This window comes from Kitasatospora sp. Ki12 (assembly GCF_054601375.1).
This window is the reverse complement of record NZ_BAAIHT010000007.1, coordinates 21,402-42,160: the sequence shown is the minus strand read 5'-3', so window position 1 is coordinate 42,160 and position 20,759 is coordinate 21,402. Positions and strand designations below refer to the sequence as shown.

Sequence of the window (20,759 nt, the reverse complement as noted above, 5' to 3'; positions counted from 1 at the left end):
CCTCCCGCTGAAAGGACACCCTCCTTGCCCACCACCACGACCTCCGGCCGTACGGCGCCCTGGCTGCGCCTGCTCGCGGCCTTCCTGGTGACCTGTTGCGCCGCCCTGGGCCTGGCCGCCGCGCCCGCCCACGCCGCCCCGGCCCCGGCGCCCGCCGCCGCTCCGGCCGCCGCGTGCGCGACCCCGCAGCAGTGCCTGACCATCAAGTCGCTCGGCAACGGCCGCCAGCTCGACGTCCAGAACGGCAACACCGGCGACGGCGTCTACGTCGTCACCAACTCCGCGCCCGGCTACCACCAGTCCTGGCGGCTGAACGTCGACACCTCCGACTACACCTTCACCATCGTCAACAACGACACCGGCAAGTGCATCGACCTGGCCTCCTGGTTCGTCCCGGTCCTGCGCCAGCAGACCTGCGCCGGGCAGGCCAGCCAGCGCTGGTTCCTGCAGCCCGCCCCCAGCGGCGGCGACGCGTTCTTCATCCGCCACGCGGGCGACAACACCTGCCTGGACCTCCTCAACGGCGCCCAGTACGACGACGCCTGGACCGACCAGTACGCCTGCAACGGCACCGCCAACCAGCAGTGGGCCACCGGCTTCCCGCAGGCCGCCCGCACCCTGGCCGTCGACCACGCCGCCAAGCAGTGCCAGAAGGACGCCTCCACCTGCTCCTGGGCCGTCCAGAGCGAGGGCCCGGCCGCACCGCTGCCCCGGATCTGCACCTCCGCGGTCTGGTTCAACAACACCAGCGGGACCGTCCAGCAGAACTTCGCGGTGACCGACATGAGCGGCTGGTCGAGCACCCTCGGCAGCACGCTGGGCAGCGACATCTCCGCCGGCACCCCGAACGTGTTCGGAGTGAAGGTCGGTACCTCCATCACCTTCACCAACGTCTGGAACGGCTCGCGCACCGTCAACAACGCCGTCACCGTCACCGTCCCGCCGCAGCAGTACGGCTGGGTGACGCTCGCCGAGGTCGCCCGCAAGGTGACCGGCTCCTGGACGTTCGACGCCCACGGCATCCCGTGGACCGCCGACGACACCATCACCATCCCGGTGACCTCCGACCCCAACGCCGGGCCGACCCTCTACATCGCCAACACCAGCCCGACGTTCACCAGCTGCAGCTGACGCATCCTGCTCTCCACGGCCGCCGCCCGCGCTACGGGCGGCGGCCGTCCGCTATCGCGTGACGCCGTCCTCCCGGGCCAGGGCCTCGCGCGCCAGGGCCTCGCGCGCCAGGGCCTCGCGCGCGGCCAGCCGTCCGGCCACCCGGAAGGAGTGCTCGCGCGAGTCGATCTCGTGCACGACGGTGAAGTGCACCACCACCGCCAGCGCCACCGCCCGTCCCGGCGCCCGCTCGGCCAGCTCCTCGCGCACCCCCTCGGCCAGCGCCGCGTGGAACAGCGCCAGGTAGTGCGGATCGGAGTCGCCGCGCACCGTGGCGTCCGGCGCCACCTCCAGGTGCACGCCCTCCTCCCACGGCTCGAAGTCCACGGTGACGATCGCCACGTCGCAGGGGCAGCCGCTCTGGCGGACGTAGCGGGCCTGCACCCCGCGGATCGGGTGCTGCGGGAAGCTCTGCGCCGGGTCGGGGGTCATCGCGATCAGGACCAGGTGATCTCGACGGACTCGACCACCACGTCCGTCACCGGGCGGTCGTCCTCGGTGGGGGCGGTGGCGATCGCGTCCACCACGGCCTTGGAGGCCGCGTCGGCGACCTGGCCGAAGATGGTGTGCTTGCGGTTGAGGTGCGCGGGCGTGCCCACCGTGACGAAGAACTGCGAACCGTTGGTGCCCGGGCCGGAGTTGGCCATCGCGAGCAGGTACGGCTTGGTGAAGAACAGCTCCGGGTGGAACTCGTCCGCGAAGGCGTAGCCCGGCCCGCCGGTGCCGGCGCCGGTCGGGTCGCCGCCCTGGATCATGAAGCCCTTGATCACCCGGTGGAAGAGCGTGCCGTCGTAGTACGGGCCGCTGCCCGGCTCACCGGTGCGCGGGTCGGTGTACTCCCGGGTGCCCTCGGCGAGTTCGACGAAGTTGCGGACCGTCTTCGGCGCGTGGAACGGGAACAGCTCCAGGCGGATCGGGCCCGCCGTGGTGTGCAGGGTGGCGAACCGGGCAGTGGCCACGGGTGACTCCTCGGGTGCGGCTGGTGCGGTGACCAGGAAGATCGGCTACGGCATCCTGGCACAGACCCGGGGTTCGCGGCCGAACCGGGTGGAAGGATCCCCACGTGGAACCTGACGTACGGACGAAGGGCGGGTGACCGCGGTGATCGGCGCGGTGCTGATCGGATTGCTGGCGCTGGTCGTCGCCGGGTGCGCCTGCGTGGTGTGGGCCGACCGGGGCGGACCGGCCTGGACCCGGGTGGTCGCGGCCCTCACGGTCCGCAGCGGCGAGGCCCTGCGCAGGTACCGGCGCGACCGTCGCAAGAACTCGGGCGACAGCGGCGGCGGTGACTGAGACATGTGGGAACCGAAGGATCCGGAACAGCTGCGGGCCGTCTTCGAGTCGGTGCTGGCCGGCACCCTGGCCGGGCGGGGCGTGCCGAGCTGCCTGGGCCTGGACACGGACACCGACGAGGCGCTGTGGGCCATCGAGATGGCCCGCCCCGACGTGCCGCCGGCCCTGGTCGAGGCGGCCCGGCGCGCCTTCGCCGGGCAGCTGGACGGCAGTAACGCGGCCCGGTGGCGCGAGCGGATGGAGCGCCGGTTCGCCGACCCCGGCGACTGACACGCCGCGTCCCCGGCCGCCGCCCGTGGTGGCGGGCGGCGGCCGGGGACGCGCGGGGAACGACTTTCCCGGCGTCAGCTCTCGGTGGCGCGGCGGCGGGAGACGGCGACCAGCGCCGCGCCCGCGGCCAGGGCCGCGGCGGCGCCGCCGGCCTCCCAGCCGATCCCGTCGGCACCGGTGGCCGCGAGCGAGCCGGAGCCGGAGCCGGAGCCGGTTCCGGTGCCCACGGTGGTGATCCCGCCGCCGGTGCCGGTGCCCGAGGTGGTCCTGGCGCCCGTGGCGGTCCCGGTGAGGCCGGCGGGCTGGACGGCCTGCGCCTGCCCGCCGCCCTGGGCAGTGGCGCCGGTGCTGGAGCCGTTCCCGGAGCCGTTGCCGTTCCCGTTGCCGGACGCCGCCGCGGCGGCCTCGTCCACGGCGCGGGCCTTGGCCCAGCCGTCCGTGAGGAAGGCCAGGACGGCCGCGTCGCCGCCGTCCAGCGCCTTGCCGGCGGCCTCGCGCACGGCCGGGCCGCCGGTGGCCATGATCTGGGAGACCTTGACCCGGTTGTCGTCGCCGCGCTGCTTGGCCAGGTCGACCTCCAGGAAGTGCCGCAGGTCGGCGGCGGTGCCCTTGAGCGCCTTCTCCGCCGCCTCGCGCACACCGGGCCCGCTGTCCTTGTCGGCGAGGATGCGCTCGACCTCGGCCCGGTCCTGGTCCTCGACCCGGGCCACGTACTGACCGGTCTTCAGGAACTCGGCCACGTCCTCGTCGGTGCCGAGGAGGGCGGCCTTGGCGGCCTTCTGCACGGCCGGGCCGCCCGTGCCGAGGATCTGGAAGACCTTCACCCGGTTGTCGGTCTTGCGCTGCTGGCCGAGCTCGACCTCCAGGAAGTGCCGCAGGTCGGCGGCGGTGCCCTTGAGCGCCTTCTCCGCCGCCTCGCGCACACCGGGCCCGCTGTCCTTGTCGGCGAGGATGCGCTCGACCTCGGCCCGGTCCTGGTCCTCGACCCGGGCCACGTACTGACCGGTCTTCAGGAAGTCGAGGATGTCCTGGTAGGTGCCGCGCAGTGCCTTGTCGGCGGCCTTGCGCACCGCCGGGCCGCCGCGGTCCGAGATCTGGACGACCAGCAGCCGGTTGTCGGTCTGGCGGGCGGCCTCGAGTCCGGTCTCCAGATAGGTCCGCAGCTCGGCGGCGGTGCCCTTGAGCGCCTTCTCGGCGGTCTCGCGCACCTTGGGCCCGCTGGCCGGGTCGGCGAGGAGGCGCTCGATCTCGGCGCGGTCCTTCTTCTCCTGGTCGGTCGGCTGACCGGCGTCCTTCGGCGTGTCCTTGCCGGCGTCCTTCGCCGTCTCCTTCACGGTGTCCGACGCCGTGTCGGGTGCCGAGCCCGAGGCGGTGTCAGGACCCGAGACGCCGGCCGGCTGCGGGGCGTCGGCGGCGGAGGCCGTCGAGGGGAAGAGGACGGCGGGGGCCAGGACGGCGGCCGCGACGACGGCGGACACCCGGGGCAGCTTCAATGCGGCGGACCTTACTTCGCGTGAGGATCATGAACCCCGACAGCATAGATCGTCTTTTACGCTTCCCATACCGAATAATCACATGCCCCCACCGCCACCCCACCACCGCCGCGTTGCCCCGCCCACGGCCTGGATAGGGTGGGGCCGGTGAGCTTCCATCTCGTCGTCGGACACGGGCCCGCCGGGGCCGCCACCGCCCGCCTGCTGGCCGAACAGGGCCACGAGGTACGGGTCGTCACCCGCACCGGAGGTCCCGCCGGACAGCAGAGCGTCGAAGGCGTCGACCACCTCGCCCTCGACGCGAGCGACCCCGCCGCGCTCTCCCGGGCCGCCCAGGGCGCCGCCGCCATCCACGGCTGCGCCGCACCGCCGCTGCCCCAGTGGGCCGACCGCTGGCCGGCCCTGGCCTCCGCCCTGTGCGCGGCCGCCGAGGACAGCGGCGCCGTCCTGGTCATGCTCGGCAACCTGTACGGCTACGGGCCGCAGGCCGACCCCAGCCGCCCGCTGACCGAGGACCTGCCGCTCGCCGCGACCGGCCCCAAGGGCCGCGTCCGCGCGGCGGCCTGGGAGCAGGCCCTGGCCCTGCACGAGGCCGGGCGGATCCGGGCCGTGGAGGTACGCGCCTCCGACTTCTTCGGCCCGGGCGTCACCGACAGCGGCCACCTGTCCGCCCGCGTCATGCCCAACCTGCTCAAGGGCCGCCCCGTCGCCACCCTCGGCGACCCGGACGCCCCGCACAGCTGGACCTACCTGCCGGACGTGGCACGGGCGTTGGCCGAGGTCGCGGGCGACGAACGCGCCTGGGGCCGGGCCTGGCACGTGCCCACCGCCCCCGCCGCCTCGGTGCGGGCGATGGTCGGCCACCTCGCCGCCGAAGCCGGCACCACCCCGGTGACGGTGCGCCGCCTGTCCCCCGTCCTCCTCGGCGCGGCCGGCCTGTTCTCCCCCCTGCTGCGCGAACTGCGCGAAACCCGCTACCAGTTCGACCACCCGTTCGTCGTGGACGCCACCGCGTACGAGAGCGCGTTCACGGCCCGGGCCACGCCACTGGAGGAGCAGGTGAAGGCCACGGTGGCCTGGTGGCGCGAACGGCTGGGCGCCTGACAGGCCTCAGTGCTTGAGCGCGTCCGCCCCGCGGTAGCCGTCACCCGGCACACCGTCGATCAGGATGATGTCGGCGACCATGTGCCGGGTGCGCAGCGGCAGGATCTCCCGGTACGCGGGCGAGTCCCACCAGGCCCGGGCCCGCTCGAAGTCGGGGAACGCGATGACGATCGTCCCGCCCGTGCCCCAACGCCCCTCGACGGTCTCGTACGCACCACCGTGGACGATGAAGCGCCCGCCGAACGGGTCGAGCGTGGCGTCGATCCGCTCCAGGTACTCGACGATGTCGGGGCCGAACTCCACCGAGTGGACCTGGGCGATGGCGTAGGCGGTCATGGCTGCTGCTCCTGGGGGGGTCGTCGCGGGCTTTTCCTGCTGACGTCCCGACAGTAGGACGGAGACGGTGGCAGCCGAATCCGTCACGCATAGGTAGGCCCTACGTACGAGACCGCAGGTGCCCCGCACGGCCACAGCCCGTGCGGGGCGACCTCGTGCGCCTCAGCCGACGGGAAACTCCCCGCCCTTGACCCCCGCGAGGAACGAGGACCACGCATCGGCAGGGAACAGCAGCACAGGACCATGCGGGTCCTTCGAGCCCCGCACCGGCACGACACCGGTCGCGCCACTGGCCATCTCCACGCATTCGCTCTGCGCACCGGAGTGGGACGACTTGCGCCAATCAAGCCCGGCGCCATGGACATGCATGAGGTCGGCCACCTCAACACAGTTGCTCTGCGCACCCGAGCGGGAGGACTTCCGCCAGTTGATCCCCGGGCCGGGGACCGGCACACAGCCGGCGATCTCGACGCAATTACCGCCCTGACCGCTGTAACTGCTCCTGTGCCACAGAACGTCGCCGAAGTCCGATGCGAGCATGCCCACCCTCCGATAGCCGACGGCGGCACAGCTACCGCCGCACCCGAACGTTCCCCGCCGAGACCCGTCTACCCGTCCGAGAGCTCGCCGGCCTTCACGCCGCCGACGAAGGCAGCCCAGGCCTCTGCGGTGAACCGAAGGGTCGGACCGCTCGGATCCTTCGAGTCCCGGACAGCCATTCCACCCGGCACCGACCGGCCGGTCTCCACACAATCGTTCGCCTGAGCGCTGTAGCTGCTCTTCTGCCACTCATCGCCAGCGACCGCCGACGGAAGCTCTGCCGCTTCGATGCAATCGCCGCCCTGCCCGCTGTAGCTGCTCTTGCGCCACAGGACGTTGCCGAAATCTGATGCGAGCATCTCCTACCCCTCTACGCGCTTAGCGGCACAGCTCGTGCCGCTCCCGAGCGATCATGTCGAGACTGTCAGCCGGGCGCCCTGCCCAGAGGTAGCAGGCAGAAGCCCCGCACAGCCAGAGCCCGTGCGGGGCAACTCTCCGTGCGCTTCAGCCCGCCGGAAACTCCCCGCCCTTGAGCCCCGCGAGGAACGAGGACCACGCATTGGCGGGGAACAGCAGAGCAGGCCCGTTCGGGTCCTTCGAATCCCGGACGGCCATCCCGCTCAACACCGACTGCCGGGCCTCTACGCACTCGTTCGCCTGGGCACTGTAGCTACTCTTGTACCAACCCCGAGCGCCACTCTCCGGCACAGTCACGTGGTCACACCTCTTCTGTTCTCATCGTCATGTCGCCGCAGCGATGGCCGCGATCATATCCAGCGACTCCTTGGGGTTCAGAGCAGCTGATCGCAAGTACTCGAAGACCAACCCATAGCCATCCAGTTCACCCTGCTGCTCCAGGTAGTGGCTGCTTGTCAGTGTCTCCAGGAACACCGCTCCGGCGGTGGGCGAGTCGGAGAAGCCGTACATCACGAAGGCGCCACACGCACCGGCAGTCGCACCCACGTCCAACGGCACCACTTGCAAGGTGACGTTGGGAAGCTGCGCCATCTCCGACAAGTGCTCCAACTGCTCCCTGTGAACCTCCGCCCCTCCCACCGGGCACCTGAGTACAGGCTCCCAGATGATCGCCCAGAACCGGGCCGGATCCGGCTTCGCGAGGACCTCCTTGCGCTCCATCCGAATCTCGACCAACTGATCGATGCGCTCCGGTCGCACCGCAGCCGGATTGGCTTCCAGGAGCGCCCTGGCGTAGCCCTTCGTCTGCAACAAGCCGGGGACGACCATGGTCTGCCACATGCGGATGTACCGGGCATCGTCTTCCAGCCCGAGAACATCGACATAGGCCGAGGGGATCGTGTCGCCGTAGTCGTGCCACCATCCGCGCTTCTTGCTGTCTCTCGCCAGCCCCTCAAGAGCATCGCGCTCCTTGCCGACCACCCCGTACAGGTCCAGCAGGATCCCGAGGTCCAGTCGGCGAACGCCGGACGCGCCGGTCTCTATGCGGCTGATCTTGGCGCGGGAACAGGCAAGGGCCTGCGCCGCATCCTCCGTCCCCTTGTTCACGGCTTCGCGGAGGCGGCGAAGCTCCGATCCGAGTCGGCGGGCACGGACGGTCGGCTTCGGTTCATCGGCCATGCGCAAGTCCTCTCACCTGACGAACCCCAGTCTGCCTTGTGACGATTCGTCAATCCAGCGTAGCCATACATGCATCGTTGCAGAAGTCCCACTTGCAGGTTGCACCAACACAGGTGCATGCTACCTGGAGTAGTGAGTACTGCCACACAGCGTGATCATGGCGGGCTCATCACCCGGGCATCCCCATGCCCTCCTCGGCCGTCTTCACCCCGCACACTCCGGAGGTGGCTCCGCCATGTCTGAAACCGACTCCCCCTCCCCCGCCCCCACCGAATCGACCTGCCGGCTGCCCCGTAGCCGAACCTCCCCCAGCCTCGCCCGGCAGCGGCTCCGCGACTTCCTCTCCCCCTTCCCCATCGGCGAACTCATCCTCCCGACCGGCGAGTTGCTCGTCAGCGAGCTGGTCACCAACGCCGTCCAGCACGCCCGATTCCCGCGCGACCGGCTGATCCACGTCCGCTTCCACCTCGCCCCGGACGGCACCCTCCGCATCGAGGTGCACGACGCCGACAGCGAGAAGCCCGTGCTCCGCGACGCGCCCGTCTGCGCCGAGACCGGCCGGGGCCTGCTCCTCGTCCACGAGTTGGCCCGCAGCTGGGGCTGCTGCCCGCGCGAGGGCGGGATCGGCAAGTTCGTCTGGTGCCACGTCAGCCCCGAGGAGAGCGCCGCGTGACCACCGTCGTCCGGGCCGAGATCACAGGCATCATGGCGCCCGCCCTCTTCCCCGGCCTCGACCACGCCCTGCCCGTCCTGTGGGAGCGGGTGCGGGAACTCCCCGTCCGGGAGGCCCACCGGGACTACATCCGGATCTGCATCGGCCCCGGCGGCGGCCAGGGCGTCGCCCGCTGCCTCGCCCGGGGCGGCAGCTGGAGCACCACCCTCTACGTCGGCGGCATGACCGACTGGACCGCCCACCCGATCACCATCACCACCCACCACCCCTGAACCCCCCGTCCCCGCCCGGCGCGAACGCCGGGCGGGGACGGAAAACCCCACCGGCGGCCGGGCGCTGGGCACCCGGCCGCCGGACGAGACGGCGTGCGTCAGCTCCTGGGCCCGCCGGTCAGGGGTCGCCAGTCGGCCCGTGCCCGCCCGGCACCGGGTCGGCCGGCTCAGTCGGACGTCCGGCCGACGTGCGCCAGGAGGCGCGCGAGATAGTCCGCACGGTCGGACAGCACCGTGATGCTGACGAGGATCCGCTCTTCGTCGAGCGGGAGGAAGACCGGGCCGGCGACAGGCAACGCGGTCACCCGCAGCCGGAATCCGCCCATTCGGACGCCGCTGGCCCGCTCATGCTCGCGCAGGGCGTCCCGCAGACGGGGAACAGCGTGAGTGGGTCGGGTGACGCGAGCGACCTCGCGTTTGCGCGCGCCACTCCAGTGGTGAAGGGCGGCGAAGTTCTCCTCGACGACCCGGCCGAGCAGGCCCTCCGGCAGCGCCGGAGCGCCCGCCTCCTCACGCCGGGTGGCGTCGAGCGCGCGGCTCCACCAGCGCTGCCAGAGCTCTTCGGAGCCGCCGTCGGCCAGCACGGCCGAGTCGACGGCCAGGGCCTGCGGCGGATCGAGCGCCGGCAGGCCCTGCGGATCGGTGATGCCGAGCGCGTCGCGGACCGCCAGCGCGAAGGCCACGTCGTGCGAGTAGTCCAAGGCCACCGACCACGGCGCGCCCGACATCGTCACCATCCGGTCATTCTCCCGTCAGAAGATCCACTCGGTGTCGCTGGGCCCACCGCTGGAACAGATCTCACCGTCCCACAGCAGCGCGTCACTGGACGGAACGACGCCTGCGGTCTCCCAGGTCGCCCCGCCGCTGCGCACGTCCCACTCACCGTGCCAGGACGTGTCCACTCCCAGGCCGCCGCCCCACGAGTGGGAGTCGGAGCCCCACGTGTCGGACCTGTTGACCTGCCAGTGGTAGGCGACCGCGCCCATGTTGAGGTCGAAGCCGGTCTCGATCTCCGAGACGTAACCGCCCACGGCGTGGACCCACAGGTAGGAGTCGCCGCAGTTGCCCTCGACCACGTTGTCGGGGCTGAACGTCGTCGTCGCCTTGGCCGTCGTCGCCTTGTACGGACTGCCGTCCGGGTTGGTGGCCGCAGCGGTCGGGACCACGTGCTGGGTGCCGTCCGGGCCGGTCACCACCTTGAAACCGTGCGATTCCGCGACCTGCCGGTCGACGCCGCGGACCGTCATCTTGGCGACCTTCGCACCGGCGGGCGGTACGTGCTTCGACGGCTGGGCCACGGAGGCGGTCCGGCCGGGCGACGGATCCGCCTGAGCGGTGCCGACGCAGACCGTGGCGAGCGCGCAGGCCGCCACCCCCATGGTGATCGCCTGGCTGAAACGTGAAAGCCTCACAGTTTCTCCCCCCTCGACTGCCACAGCTTCCCCCAGGCCCCGTGCCCGGGCCGTGTGACAGACGGAAGCGACGGTAGCCAGGGGAGTCCCACGGGTCGCCGGTGACTCGGGTTGTTGGCCCGATCGCGCCGTGGAATGACCGGGGCCGCTCCTTGCCGGAGTACGCAAGGAACGCAATTCCGCTATGTCGGGCGGCAGTTCGTCGGCCTCGTCGATCTTGGTCGACACGGTTCCGGCACCACCTCACCGGCACCGGGTGGGCCGACAGCAGCCGAGCGCCCCGCCCCCGGTGTGGTGGGGGCGGGGCGCTCTGGTGTGCTGGTGTTACTCGGCGCTCCAGTGGACGAAGCGGGGCGGCTGTTCGCCCCAGGTGACGACGGCGCCGATAGGGCTCGGGCTGATCTCGCCGGAGAGCACCCCGTGGAGGAACTCGGCCATCCCCATGTCGAAGATCAGGGGCGCGCCGCCGTTGCGGCCGAGGACCAGGACCGGCCAGGCGTCGGGGTCGTCGCCGACGGCCAGCCAGCCGAGGGTGTCGGCGGTGCAGGAGCCGCCCCAGGCGATGATCTGCTCGGCGGAGCGGACCTCGTCGGTGGGTTCGCCGTCCTCCTCGAAGAGCCAGCGCGCCTCCTCGGTCATGCCGCGCACGCCGGTCCCGGGGGCGTCCGGGGGCAGCAGCTCCTCGGGGGCGAAGACGGTGAGGGAGCGGTCGATCTCCCCCTTCCCGTACCGGGTGATGACCTCGGTGTAGTCGCGCGGGAACCGCAGTCCCCACGCCGACTCGGCCGCCGCCCAGTCACCGGATTCGCCGGCTCCGTCCGGCGGGGGCATGAGCTCCAGGAGCCTGTTGATGTCGAATTCGTGTGCCACTGATCGCTCTCATTGAAGCCCGGGGTTGTACCAGGCCTTGGATTCTGGTCCATAGAGCGAGTTCGGAACGACCTCGGCCTTCTGCAACACGGGAGCTCCGGCGGCGTCGAGGTCGCCGTATCCGATGCACGTGTAGCGGTTCCGGCCGACCCCCTGGGCCAGGCCGGGGACGCTGACAGGGATGCGGCCGGGACTGCTTCCGTCCGGCTCTACTTGGCCTTCGCCCAGGGTGCCGGGGCGCCGCAGTAGGCGGTCCACTGTTCGGCGGGGATGTTGCCGCACCACAGCAGCGGGTAGGTGTTCTCGGCCGGGCGGCCCAGGTCGTGCGGGGCGGTGCAGGTGCCGGCGGCGGCGTACGGGGAGCAGGTGCCGTCGGTGCGCTGGAGGTGGTGGGCGCGCCAGGCGTCCAGGCCCATGTTCTGGTGGGTGGGGTCGCTGGGCTGGTAGCGGTTGGCCGACCAGGAGGCGCCCACGGCGGCGAACAGGGCGGCGGCGCACAGGGATCCGGCCGCGAGGCGGCGGCCGAGCGTCGGTGACGGCGTCGGGAACGTGCGGGCCGTCAGGGCGCGGGCGGTGCGGGTGGCGAGCATCGCGGCGAGGACGGTGAGGGCGATCAGCGCGTAGAGGATCTGCCAGGTGGTGCGGGGGTAGAGCATCACCGCCTGGTCGCGTTCCATCTGCCCGGCGAACCAGAACCGCAGCAGCCACGCGCTGACCAGGCAGGACAGGGCCGCGATCACCGCCGGCCGGCGCAGGCCGAGGGCGAGCGCCACGGCCGCTCCGGCGAGCAGCAGGAGGGTGAAGGTGCCCTGGCCGGCGAGTTCGCCGGTCGGCTGCCAGGGCAGTTCGGTGAGCCGGCCGGGCCGGTCCTGGTGCCAGCCGAGGACGTAGGCGGGGTCGGTGTAGACGTCGAAGTACGCGTAGCGGTCGACCGTGCCCGAGGCGTTCTGCAGCATCCGCAGCAGCAGGGGCGATCCGACCGCGCAGAACGCGGCGGCCGCGGCGGCCAGCAGGGCCCCGGCGCGCAGCACCGCCGCCCGGCCGCCGCGCCACGGGAAGAGGGCCGCCACCGCGACCAATGCGCCGGGGCCGGTCCAGACGAACCAGCCGCAGTAGGTGAGGAAGAGCAGCCCCAGCGCCCCGCCGAGGAGTGCCCCGCGCAGTGCCGCCGAGCGCGGCGGGCGGCCGGGCGCGCGGGTGAGTTCGGTCAGCAGCCGGGCGAGGACCGGCAGGAGGACCACCATCACCAGGTGGCTGTAGGGCCGGATCGGGTCCAGGAAGACGATGGCGGCGGGCAGGGCCACGGCCAGGGCCCATCCGGGGCGCAGCAGGGTGCGCCAGGCGAGGTAGCAGGCGGGGCCGAGGAGGGCGCTGAGGAGGAGCTGGAGGTCCTGGAGGGCGTAGCCGACCTGGCCGTGGCGCAGGTACCTGGTCCATTCGGCGAGCAGCACGATGAAGCCGGGCGGGTAGATGCCGGGCAGTCCCTCGCCGCGCAGGAAGGACACGGCGTAGCCCTGGAGGCCGGCCGGGTCGCCGTCCTGGCCGCCGAGGTCCCAGGGGGTGCCGTGCAGGGCGACGGTGATGCCGCCGGCGACGATGCCGGTGCCGAGTCCGGCGACGACGGCGCAGCCGAACCGCAGGGCGTGCTGGAAGTGGCGCCGGGAGGCGCGGTGTGCGGCGTAGAGGACGGCGGCCAGGACGGGCAGGGCGATCAGGGCGGCCCGGAACTGCAGGGTGGCGAGGCCGCTGACCTGGCCGATCCGGATGAGCGGGTCGACGTCGACGGTGCGGGCCCAGAGGGTGAAGCCGAGGGCGACACCGGTGGAGACGGCGGCCTCGCCGGCGACGGCGAGGGCCCTGCGGCGGGAACGGGCGGGTAGGCGGGAACGGGTGGGCCGGCGCGGGCCTTGCGGCTGCCGCTCTTCCGGCCGCCCGTCCTCCGGCTCGGCGGGTGCCACGGCGTCGGGGGGCAGCGTCTCGGGGGCCGTCGTCGCCACGTCCGCCATGGTGTTCCGTTCCTGTCCTGTCCGGGAGTTCGGGTCCGGGGAGTTCGGGCCGCCGCCGGTCCGGGCGGGAGGGCCCTCGGGTACCTCGTGGGCGTTAACGACGTGCCGCCGGACGGGGCAACGGCCGCCGCCGGACGGGTCGTTCGGATCACCCGGTCGGAGCAAGGACGCGGCCGTGCTGACACGCCGGCGGCGGCCGGACGCGCGGTCGCGTTCCTCGCTAGGCTCGGCGGGGAACGGGGTCTGCCGGCGGGACGTCTGAAGGTGGGGAGTGGGCATGCTCGGGTACGACGCGGACGGGTTCGTACGGGACGGGGTGGCGCACCGGGTGGTGGCCGGCGCGGTGCACTACTTCCGCATCCACCCCGACCTGTGGGAGGACCGGCTGCGCCGGGTGCGGGCGCTGGGGGTGAACACGGTGGACACCTACGTGCCGTGGAACTTCCACGAACTGCCCGACGGCCGTACCGACTTCACCGGCTGGCGGGACGTGGCCCGGTTCGTGCGGCTGGCCGGCGGCCTGGGGCTGGACGTGATCCTGCGCCCCGGCCCGTACATCTGCGCCGAGTGGGAGTTCGGCGGGCTGCCGGCCCGGCTGCTGGCGGTGGACGGGCTGCGGCTGCGCTGCGCGGACCCGGCGTACCTGGCCGAGGTGGACGGCTGGTTCGACGCCGTGGTACCGCAGCTGCTGCCGCTGCTGGCGAGCCGGGGCGGGCCGGTGGTGGCGGTGCAGGTGGAGAACGAGTACGGCAGTTACGGGAACGACGGCGCCTATCTGCGCCACCTGCGCGACGGTCTGGTGCGGCGCGGCGTGGACTGCCTGCTGTTCACCACCGACGGCGCCCACGACACCAACCAGCAGGGCGGCGCCCTGCCCGGGCACCTGGCCACCGCGACCTTCGGCTCGCGCGCGCCCGAGCGGCTGGCGGTGCTGCGCCGCCACCAGGGCGAAGGGCCGCTGACGGCCATGGAGTTCTGGATCGGCTGGTTCGACCAGTGGGGCCTGCCCCACCACGTGCGCGACGCCAAGGAGACCGCCGCCTCGCTGGACGAACTGCTCGCCACCGGCGCCTCCGTCAGCCTCTACATGGCCCACGGCGGCACCAGTTTCGGCCTGTGGGCCGGCGCCAACCACTCCGGCGCCCACCCGCTGGACGCCGGGTACGAGCCGACCGTCACCAGCTACGACTACGACGCGCCGATCGGCGAGGCCGGCGAGCTGACCGAGAAGTTCCACGCGCTGCGCGAGGTCATCGGCCGCTACCTGCCGCTGCTGCAGGAGGAGTTGCCGACCGACCCGCCCCGGGTGGCGCCGCAGCGGCTGGAGCGGGCGGACGGGCGGGCGGCGCTGCCGGCGAACCTGGACGCGCTGTCGCAGCCGGTGGAGCGGGCCGCGCCGCTGCCCATGGAGCAGCTCGGGCAGTCCCTGGGCCTGATCCACTACCGCACCCGGGTGCCCGGGCCGCGCCCCGAACTGCCGCTGCGCATCGACGGGTTGGCCGACCGGGCGCAGGTGTTCGCGGACGGGCGCCCGCTGGGCACCCTCGACCGCAACTCCCCCGGCGCGACGCTGGCGCTGGCCACCGGGGAGGACGGGGTCACCCTGGACATCCTGGTCGAGGCGCTGGGGCGGGTGAACTACGGCCCGAACATGGACGACCGCAAGGGCATCACCCGCGGCGTCTCGCACGGCGGCCAGCGGCTGTTCGACTGGCAGATCCGGCCGCTGCCGCTCACCGACCTGTCGGGGCTGCGCTTCACCGACGACGCACAGATCCTCGACGGCGAGCCGGTGTTCCATCGCTTCACGACCGAACTGCCCTCCCCCGCCGACGCGTTCGTGGCCCTGCCCGGCTGGGGGCGCGGACTGCTGTGGGTCAACGGCTTCCTGCTCGGCCGCTACTGCGCCGCCGGACCCCAGCGCACCCTCTACGCCCCGGCGCCGCTGTGGCGGCCGGGCGGCAACGAGCTGGTCGTGCTGGAGCTGGAACGGCACGGAACGGCACTGGAGTTGCGGGACGAGCCGGACCTCGGGCCGACCACGGCGGCGCCGAGCTCCGAGTACTGAGCCGGACGAGCGGACGGGCCAGGCCAGGCCGGGTCAGGCCAGGCCAGGCCGGGTCGGGTCGGGTCAGTCCCACCAGAAGGACCACTGGTGGGCGCCCACCAGCCCCTCGGCGTACTCGGCGAGACTGCCGGTGCCCTGGAAGACCAGGTCCGGGCAGAGGGAGGTGTGCTCGGCGGCCAGCGGGAGCGCCTCGGCGAGCGTGGCGGGCGGCACGGGGACGCTCAACTCCAGGGTGTCGAAGCCGACTTCGACCACCTGGGCGCCGAAGCGGCGTTCCCAGTCGGCGAGCACGGCGGCAACCTTGGCGATGTCGTCCTCGTGGTTCGCCGGCCCGCTCCAGCCGCACACCGCCAGCGCCTCGGCGCCGCTGTCGGCCCGTACCAGGCCCAGGCGCACCTCCTTGACGGATTGCAGCACGTCCGCCAGCCCGCGGGCCTCGACGCCGGCCGCGCCCGCGGGCACGTCGACGGCGGGCGCCGGGCCGGGCCAGGTCAGGCCGTAGGGGGCGAGGGACTCGGCAAGCTCCTCGTCGTCCCCGCGGTCGTCCCCGTCCTCGCCGCCCGTCTCCCACCAGGTGCGCAGCAGCGCGGCCGGGTCGTACAGCCCGACGGCGCCGGCGTCGCTCGGGTACAGCTCACCGGACAGCCAGGGCCGGAAGTCGGGGCCGCCGCGGTCCAGCGGGCTGAGCAGCAGCGGCCAAAGCCCGCTGTCCGGGTGTGCGCGGTGCAGCCGCGCCCACAGCCCGCCGGGGGCGGGCGCGTCGCTGACCCACAGCAGCGGCTCGCGCCCGTCCTCGCCGCCGACGAGGCGGCCGGGCGGCAGGGCGACGGGCAGTGCGGCGAGGGCGCCGGCCAGGTCCAGGGGCTGCGTCATGCCGCCCACCGTAGGAGGCGGCACCGACAGACGGGCCGCCCAGGGCCGCCGCTCAGGCCGCCGCTCAGGCCCAGGGCAGCTGTGAGCGGGTGTGCCAGTACGCCTCCGACGGCTCGGCCATGGTGTCGAGGGTGGCCAGGTCCTGCGGGGTCAGGTGGGTGTCGGCCGCCGTCAGGTTGGAGGCGAGCTGGTCGAGGGTGGCGGCGCCGGACAGGACGATGTCGGCCCAGGGCTGGGCGGCGGCCGCGGCCAGGGCGAGGGCGTCGGGGGTGGTGCCGGTGCGGTCGGCCAGGGCGCGCAGGGGGGCGGTGTCGGGGCCGGTGGCGTTGCGTCCGGCCAGGCGGCCGTTGGCCATGCCCTCCTTGACGACGACCAGCCAGCCGGCCGCGTGTGCTTCGGCGAGGGCGGGGGCGGCGGAGGTCTCCAGCGGGTTCCAGGTGGACTGGACGGCGGTGAACAGCGGGCGGCCGGCCACGGTGACGGCCAGCGCCTCGCGGATGGTCTCGCCCTGGGCGGGGCCGCTGGTGGACAGGCCCACCCGTACGCCCTCGGCGGCGAGCGCGGCCAGCCGCTCGTGCAGGGCGGGGTCGGTGAGGGCGGGGCTGCCGGGGACGACGGAGTGCACGAGGTAGACGTCCAGGCGGTCGCCGAGCAGGGCCCGGGTCTCGCGGACCTGGCGGTCGAACACGGCCGTGGAGTGCTCCTTGACCTCGTGCGCGTCCACCCCGTCGGCCCGCCAGCCGGCCGTGTAGGTGTAGCCCCACTTGCTGCCGACCGTCACCTCGGCGGCGGCTTCGGGGTGTGCGTCCAGCCACTGGGCGAGGAACTCCTCGGCGCGGCCGTAGGAGCGGGCGGTGTCGAGGTAGCGCACCCCGGCGGCGTACGCGGCGTCCAGCAGGGTGTGGGTGCGCTCGCGCAGCGCCTCGACGGTGCGGTCGGCGGGCAGGTCCGCGTCGCGCCCGAGGGTGATGTAGCCGGGCCGGCCGACGGCCGCGGTGCCCAGCCCGAGGCGGGCGGGCTCCGACGTGGTGTCTGCTGCGGCGGGGGCGGTCGGCATGGCGTGGTCTCCTCGGGCGCGACGGTTCTCACCTGGGACTTTAGCCGGGCTTCCGCAGCCGTCGGCGATCACGGTCGCCCACTGGGCGCCGATCACGATCACTGACTCGACGCCGATGACGGTCGCTCACCCGGCGCCGATCAGGCTCGCTCACCCGGCGCCGATCACGGTCCGGATCCAGGGCGCGTACGCGGGCACGTCGCTGTACAGGCCCGGGCCGTCGGAGCAGGCCACGCCCGGGGCGCCGGGGCCGGAGGTGGCGCCGACCAGCTCCCACCGCCCGCCGCGCCCGCGCTGGACCTGCGGGCCGCCGGAGTCGCCGAAGCAGGCCATCGCCTTGGGGACCTGACTGACCGTGCACAGCCGGGTGGGCCCGGACCAGCCGGGCGCGCACTCGTCCTGGGCGCCGATCCGGGTGGGCAGTTCCTGGAGGCGGTCGGGGAAGACCATGTCGGGGTAGCTGTGGGTGTCCTTGACGGTGCCGAAGCCGAGCAGCCGGGTCGGGGTGCCGGCCGGGCCCGCGTGCTCGGCGATGCGGATGGGCCGCTGGGCGACCGGGCGGTCCAGGCGGATCAGGGCGAGGTCGTCGACGTTGGGCCGGGTGGCGCCGTCACCGAAGGCGAACCCGGGGTGGACCACGACCCGCGCGATGGTGCGCACGGTGCCGCCGCTGTCCCGGTGGGCGCTGCCGACGCGCACGGTGCCCTTGAGCTTCAGGCCGCTCTCCTCGTCCCCGACGACGCAGTGGGCGGCGGTCAGCACCCACTGCGGGTCGATCAGCGAGGCACCGCAGGAGCCGTCGGCCAGCTGCGCGGCGCTCAGCGGGACGGTCGCCATGAACGGGTAACGCTCGGTCGAGTCACGGCCGTTGACGATGGCCGAGGCGCTGCCGCTCATCGCGGTGGCGCCCAGGGCCCCGGCCAGCGCGGCGACGGCGGCGGCCTTGGCGACACGGCGGGAGGTCGTGCGGGTGGTCGTGCGGTCAGGGGTCGTACGAGTAGTGGTCGTGCTGACGGTCTTGCGGAAGTGCACGGTTGACGGCCTTTCGGGTCGGTCGGTGCGTGTGCCTCCAGCCAACCCGGGGCCGGCCCGCCGCGACACCCGGCCAGCGGGCCGCCCTGACCTGGGGTTGTCCCCCGTACGCCCCGGCGGGCTACCAGGTGGCCCGCCGCCCGCCCTGCCCCGGCACGACGGCGGGAACGGCCGGGACGGCGGCGGGAACGGCCGGAACGGCGTCGCCCGGCCACCCCGAGGAGGAGGTGCGCACGGCCTGGACGGGCGCGGCGACGGGCACCCCGGTCACCCGGGCGGCGCGCAGCTGGGTGGGGGCCGGGGCGAGGGCCTGGTCCAGGCGCAGCACGAAGTTGACGTAGTCGAGCGGTTTGCCCGGCCAGTGGCAGTCGTTGCTGGTGAGCAACTGGCTGCGGATGCCGTCGCGTTCGGTGACCGGCCCGGGTGTGGTGCGCAGGTTGGGCTGCCAGCTGCGCCCCCACAGGTGGTGTTCCAGGGAGAGCGTCCAGCTCTCCTCGTCGATCTCGAGCGCGGCGCCGACCCGTCCGGCGAGCACCCGGGAGCCGTACGGGCCGCGCACGACCGCCCGCTGGTCGAAGTCGGCGCTGCGTCCGACCACCGTGATCCGCCACGCGCCGTGGTACCTGAGCATGCCCGCCTCCTGCCGCCCTGGCGCCCGCTCCGGCAGAGGGCGCCCCTCCCCGTCTACGGCCCGGCCGCCTCCGCCGGCTCACCCCGGCGGTGCCCGTGCCCGCGCACGGCGGGATGGCGGCGGCCCGCATCACGCCGTGCGGGCCGTCGCCCGTGCACGACCTCGTCCGAGCCCGCGCGAACGGCTACCGCTTCAGAAACAGGGTCGGCGTCGCGCAGGGTCGGCGTCGCGCAGGACGTCCGGGCCGCCGAATCCGTCCGTGTCGATGGCTTCATGTCCTGGGGCAACCGGCCCGCCGGGCCCGGCGCCCCCCGATACTTACTGTTCGTCAGTTCCCTTACGGGGACGGTCTGCTGCCAGGGCGCGGAGCTGGACGTGGACGGCGGCGGGCTCGGTGCCGATGAGGGCGGCGATGTCGGCGGCGGACAGGTGGAGAACGAGGTGCAGCAGCAGGACGTCCTGCTGGGTGGCGGTGAGGTGGGCGACCGGGCCGAAGGGCCGTGGTCCGGCCAGGGCGCGGACGCGGCGGCGTACCGCCTGCCAGGCGCAGGCGGCCGGGCTGGTGGTGGCGAGGGCGTCGAGCCAGTGGCGGCTGAGGTCCTCGAAGGCGTCGCGGACGGCCAGGGGCGCGTCGGCGGGCGGCAGGAGCAGGGCGGCGTAGTCCAGGTAGTGGCGCAGGTGGAGGTCGTGCAGCGCCCGCAGGCCCAGGGCCGGGCCGGGGGCGGCCGGTTCGCGGCGTGGACGTGGCGTGGGTGACGGTGTTGTCGACGGCATCGGTGGTGTCGGCATCGGTGGTTGTCCCGGGGTGGCGCGGGTGGTTGCTGGTCCGCGGGCGGGGCGCGGCCGGCGCGCTCCGCCCGCGGACCCGGTCACACGGGCACCGACGGGTGTCGTCGGTGCCTTCGGCCCGTTCGGCGGCGAGGCTGTTGCGCAGCGCTTTCCACACCTTGAAGAGCTTCTCCGTGGAGATTCCGTTGGCCGACGCTTCCAACGCACGGCCCAACTCGCCCTGGCGGGTGCGCAAGGGACCCGATTGTTGGCGGCATAGGTTACTCGTCCGGTCCCAGGCCGCCGCCCATAGCTCGCGGCGGCCCCGAGTGACTCCGCAGGCCTCCATGTAGGTGAGGAACACCGGCTTGTGCAGCGGAGCTTCGCCCTTGAGCACCTGCGCCAGGGTGCTGGCGGGCAGGCGTCCGCCGTTGTCGCGGGCCCGGCGGTCCAGTTCCTTCAGGGAGGGCCAGTCGGCTTTACGCCGCATCTCGTGCATCGCCCGGCGCAGGTCGGCGAAGGAGTCGACCTGCTCGGGCTCGACGCGGCGGGGCGCGCGGCGGCGGTGGTCCTCCAAGGGGCGGGGGACGTGGGCCCAGTAGTTGGCCTGGGCCCACTTGCGCCGGGCCGTCCTGAGATCGCCGCCGCATTCACGGGCGATGGCCTCGACGACCTTCCAGTTCGGCACGGAACGACCGCTGGCGGCCCGCTGCAAAGTGGTGGCGTGGTAGTTGGTCCGATCAGCGAGCTGACGGTACGTCAGTCCGGACAGTTCGCGCTGCTCACGCAGCCAAACGGTCAACCGTGCCAAAGCGGGCTCGGTCGCTGCGATCGGATTCTCTCGACGCCCCATCGCTGGCAGGCATCCCCCCGGCTAGGCGTGCCCGTGTCGGCGCTTCGACCCCAGGAGCCCGATTCCCATCACCAGTTCCAGTGCTGCGCTGGTCGAGAGGCCGGCTGCCACCAAGGCGGCCGCTACGACGACCACCACGATCACGACAAGCACCTCACCCAAACCGGGCAGCACGGCTCCGCCCGGGTTCAGCGGCACACCTCCGGTGGCGCATCGGGCAGGGTTGCACTTCTTACGCTTCCTCGTCATCTGAGGAGACCTCCAAGGGACGCTGAACACTCCAACAGGCCACGGAGCTCGAGTGGTTGGCGTCACTCAGAGCCTCGCTGAGGACACTCTGCCAGGCGGTGCGGGAGATTCTGAAATCGAGTCAGAAGTTCATCGGCGAGGCCTGCATGATCTTTCATCAATTTTCTCCCACTAGCTGCTGACCTGCGTGGAT

Annotated in this window: 25 protein-coding genes and 1 pseudogene; 7 read left to right on the top strand and 19 right to left on the bottom strand. The window is 73.1% G+C overall.

Features of this window, described 5'->3' with window-relative positions:
* Positions 1-24 precede the first annotated feature (24 nt).
* Positions 25-1,131 carry an RICIN domain-containing protein gene (locus ACYP53_RS43220; protein WP_459651329.1) on the top strand — a complete coding sequence of 369 codons (1,107 nt, stop codon included), beginning with the start codon at positions 25-27 and terminating at the stop codon, positions 1,129-1,131.
* A 51-nt stretch (positions 1,132-1,182) separates the two neighbouring features.
* On the opposite strand, the gene ACYP53_RS43215 is transcribed toward ACYP53_RS43220, so the two are convergent.
* Both ACYP53_RS43215 and ACYP53_RS43210 read right to left on the bottom strand, forming a co-directional pair.
* Entirely contained in the window at positions 1,183-1,602 is a 420-nt protein-coding gene (locus ACYP53_RS43215) for a hypothetical protein (RefSeq protein WP_459651328.1), read from the bottom strand.
* 5 nt (positions 1,603-1,607) lie between these two features.
* Positions 1,608-2,129, bottom strand: coding sequence for a peptidylprolyl isomerase (locus ACYP53_RS43210; protein WP_459651327.1), 522 nt, complete (start codon positions 2,127-2,129; stop codon positions 1,608-1,610).
* A gap of 133 nt (positions 2,130-2,262) precedes the next feature.
* On the opposite strand from ACYP53_RS43210, the gene ACYP53_RS43205 reads away from it, so the two are divergent.
* Together ACYP53_RS43205 and ACYP53_RS43200 are read left to right on the top strand one after the other, a co-directional pair.
* Positions 2,263-2,463 (top strand): hypothetical protein, encoded by a 201-nt coding sequence (locus ACYP53_RS43205; protein ID WP_189926802.1) that lies wholly within the window; start codon positions 2,263-2,265, stop codon positions 2,461-2,463.
* A 3-nt stretch (positions 2,464-2,466) separates the two neighbouring features.
* Entirely contained in the window at positions 2,467-2,733 is a 267-nt protein-coding gene (locus ACYP53_RS43200) for a hypothetical protein (protein ID WP_189926800.1), read from the top strand.
* A gap of 74 nt (positions 2,734-2,807) precedes the next feature.
* Here the strand turns inward: ACYP53_RS43200 and ACYP53_RS43195 are convergent, their stop codons facing one another.
* Positions 2,808-4,211 (bottom strand): ALF repeat-containing protein, encoded by a 1,404-nt coding sequence (locus tag ACYP53_RS43195; protein ID WP_459651326.1) that lies wholly within the window; start codon positions 4,209-4,211, stop codon positions 2,808-2,810.
* Positions 4,212-4,373: 162 nt separating this feature from the next.
* On the opposite strand from ACYP53_RS43195, the gene ACYP53_RS43190 reads away from it, so the two are divergent.
* Positions 4,374-5,330: an NAD-dependent epimerase/dehydratase family protein gene (locus ACYP53_RS43190; protein WP_459651325.1), complete on the top strand. Its 957-nt coding sequence runs from the start codon at positions 4,374-4,376 to the stop codon at positions 5,328-5,330.
* Positions 5,331-5,336: 6 nt separating this feature from the next.
* On the opposite strand, the gene ACYP53_RS43185 is transcribed toward ACYP53_RS43190, so the two are convergent.
* The 5 genes from ACYP53_RS43185 to ACYP53_RS43165 form a co-directional block, all read right to left on the bottom strand.
* Positions 5,337-5,666, bottom strand: coding sequence for a DUF1330 domain-containing protein (locus ACYP53_RS43185; RefSeq protein ID WP_459651324.1), 330 nt, complete (start codon positions 5,664-5,666; stop codon positions 5,337-5,339).
* A 162-nt stretch (positions 5,667-5,828) separates the two neighbouring features.
* Positions 5,829-6,206 (bottom strand): DUF397 domain-containing protein, encoded by a 378-nt coding sequence (locus ACYP53_RS43180; RefSeq protein ID WP_459651323.1) that lies wholly within the window; start codon positions 6,204-6,206, stop codon positions 5,829-5,831.
* Positions 6,207-6,274: 68 nt separating this feature from the next.
* Complete coding sequence (locus tag ACYP53_RS43175; protein ID WP_459651322.1) at positions 6,275-6,565, bottom strand: DUF397 domain-containing protein; 291 nt, start codon at positions 6,563-6,565, stop codon at positions 6,275-6,277.
* A gap of 145 nt (positions 6,566-6,710) precedes the next feature.
* Positions 6,711-6,914, bottom strand: coding sequence for a DUF397 domain-containing protein (locus ACYP53_RS43170; protein ID WP_459651379.1), 204 nt, complete (start codon positions 6,912-6,914; stop codon positions 6,711-6,713).
* Positions 6,915-6,947: 33 nt separating this feature from the next.
* On the bottom strand, positions 6,948-7,802 hold the full coding sequence (locus ACYP53_RS43165; RefSeq protein WP_459651321.1) for a helix-turn-helix domain-containing protein: 855 nt from the start codon (positions 7,800-7,802) through the stop codon (positions 6,948-6,950).
* A 235-nt stretch (positions 7,803-8,037) separates the two neighbouring features.
* On the opposite strand from ACYP53_RS43165, the gene ACYP53_RS43160 reads away from it, so the two are divergent.
* Positions 8,038-8,475, top strand: a complete 438-nt coding sequence (locus tag ACYP53_RS43160; protein ID WP_459651320.1) for an ATP-binding protein — start codon at positions 8,038-8,040, stop codon at positions 8,473-8,475.
* On the top strand, positions 8,472-8,747 hold the full coding sequence (locus ACYP53_RS43155; RefSeq protein ID WP_459651319.1) for a hypothetical protein: 276 nt from the start codon (positions 8,472-8,474) through the stop codon (positions 8,745-8,747). The genes ACYP53_RS43160 and ACYP53_RS43155 overlap by 4 nt, the downstream gene beginning before the upstream one ends.
* Positions 8,748-8,914: 167 nt before the next feature.
* On the opposite strand, the gene ACYP53_RS43150 is transcribed toward ACYP53_RS43155, so the two are convergent.
* The 4 genes from ACYP53_RS43150 to ACYP53_RS43135 all read right to left on the bottom strand — a co-directional run bounded on the left by ACYP53_RS43150 (position 8,915) and on the right by ACYP53_RS43135 (position 13,026).
* Positions 8,915-9,484: a hypothetical protein gene (locus ACYP53_RS43150; RefSeq protein WP_459651318.1), complete on the bottom strand. Its 570-nt coding sequence runs from the start codon at positions 9,482-9,484 to the stop codon at positions 8,915-8,917.
* 15 nt (positions 9,485-9,499) lie between these two features.
* The gene (locus ACYP53_RS43145; RefSeq protein WP_189924306.1) at positions 9,500-10,159 is read right to left on the bottom strand and encodes a hypothetical protein; all 660 of its coding nucleotides are present in this window, start codon (positions 10,157-10,159) and stop codon (positions 9,500-9,502) included.
* A gap of 324 nt (positions 10,160-10,483) precedes the next feature.
* The gene (locus ACYP53_RS43140; protein ID WP_459651317.1) at positions 10,484-11,029 is read right to left on the bottom strand and encodes a hypothetical protein; all 546 of its coding nucleotides are present in this window, start codon (positions 11,027-11,029) and stop codon (positions 10,484-10,486) included.
* A 209-nt stretch (positions 11,030-11,238) separates the two neighbouring features.
* On the bottom strand, positions 11,239-13,026 hold the full coding sequence (locus tag ACYP53_RS43135; protein ID WP_459651316.1) for a hypothetical protein: 1,788 nt from the start codon (positions 13,024-13,026) through the stop codon (positions 11,239-11,241).
* 286 nt (positions 13,027-13,312) lie between these two features.
* Between ACYP53_RS43135 and ACYP53_RS43130 the strand changes: the two genes are divergently transcribed.
* Complete coding sequence (locus tag ACYP53_RS43130; protein ID WP_459651315.1) at positions 13,313-15,103, top strand: glycoside hydrolase family 35 protein; 1,791 nt, start codon at positions 13,313-13,315, stop codon at positions 15,101-15,103.
* A 63-nt stretch (positions 15,104-15,166) separates the two neighbouring features.
* Here the strand turns inward: ACYP53_RS43130 and ACYP53_RS43125 are convergent, their stop codons facing one another.
* The 7 genes and pseudogenes from ACYP53_RS43125 to ACYP53_RS43095 form a co-directional block, all read right to left on the bottom strand.
* Positions 15,167-15,976: a DUF4253 domain-containing protein gene (locus tag ACYP53_RS43125; RefSeq protein ID WP_459651314.1), complete on the bottom strand. Its 810-nt coding sequence runs from the start codon at positions 15,974-15,976 to the stop codon at positions 15,167-15,169.
* A gap of 64 nt (positions 15,977-16,040) precedes the next feature.
* Entirely contained in the window at positions 16,041-17,033 is a 993-nt protein-coding gene (locus tag ACYP53_RS43120) for an aldo/keto reductase (protein ID WP_189924291.1), read from the bottom strand.
* A gap of 150 nt (positions 17,034-17,183) precedes the next feature.
* Entirely contained in the window at positions 17,184-18,065 is an 882-nt protein-coding gene (locus ACYP53_RS43115) for a S1 family peptidase (RefSeq protein WP_459651313.1), read from the bottom strand.
* 121 nt (positions 18,066-18,186) lie between these two features.
* Positions 18,187-18,696, bottom strand: a complete 510-nt coding sequence (locus tag ACYP53_RS43110; RefSeq protein ID WP_189924289.1) for a hypothetical protein — start codon at positions 18,694-18,696, stop codon at positions 18,187-18,189.
* 318 nt (positions 18,697-19,014) lie between these two features.
* Positions 19,015-19,485: a sigma factor-like helix-turn-helix DNA-binding protein gene (locus ACYP53_RS43105; RefSeq protein WP_459651380.1), complete on the bottom strand. Its 471-nt coding sequence runs from the start codon at positions 19,483-19,485 to the stop codon at positions 19,015-19,017.
* A gap of 625 nt (positions 19,486-20,110) precedes the next feature.
* Positions 20,111-20,317, bottom strand: a pseudogene (locus ACYP53_RS43100) (helix-turn-helix domain-containing protein); the annotation flags it as partial.
* A 21-nt stretch (positions 20,318-20,338) separates the two neighbouring features.
* Entirely contained in the window at positions 20,339-20,566 is a 228-nt protein-coding gene (locus ACYP53_RS43095; protein WP_459651312.1) for a hypothetical protein, read from the bottom strand.
* Between the last annotated feature and the right edge of the window lie 193 nt (positions 20,567-20,759).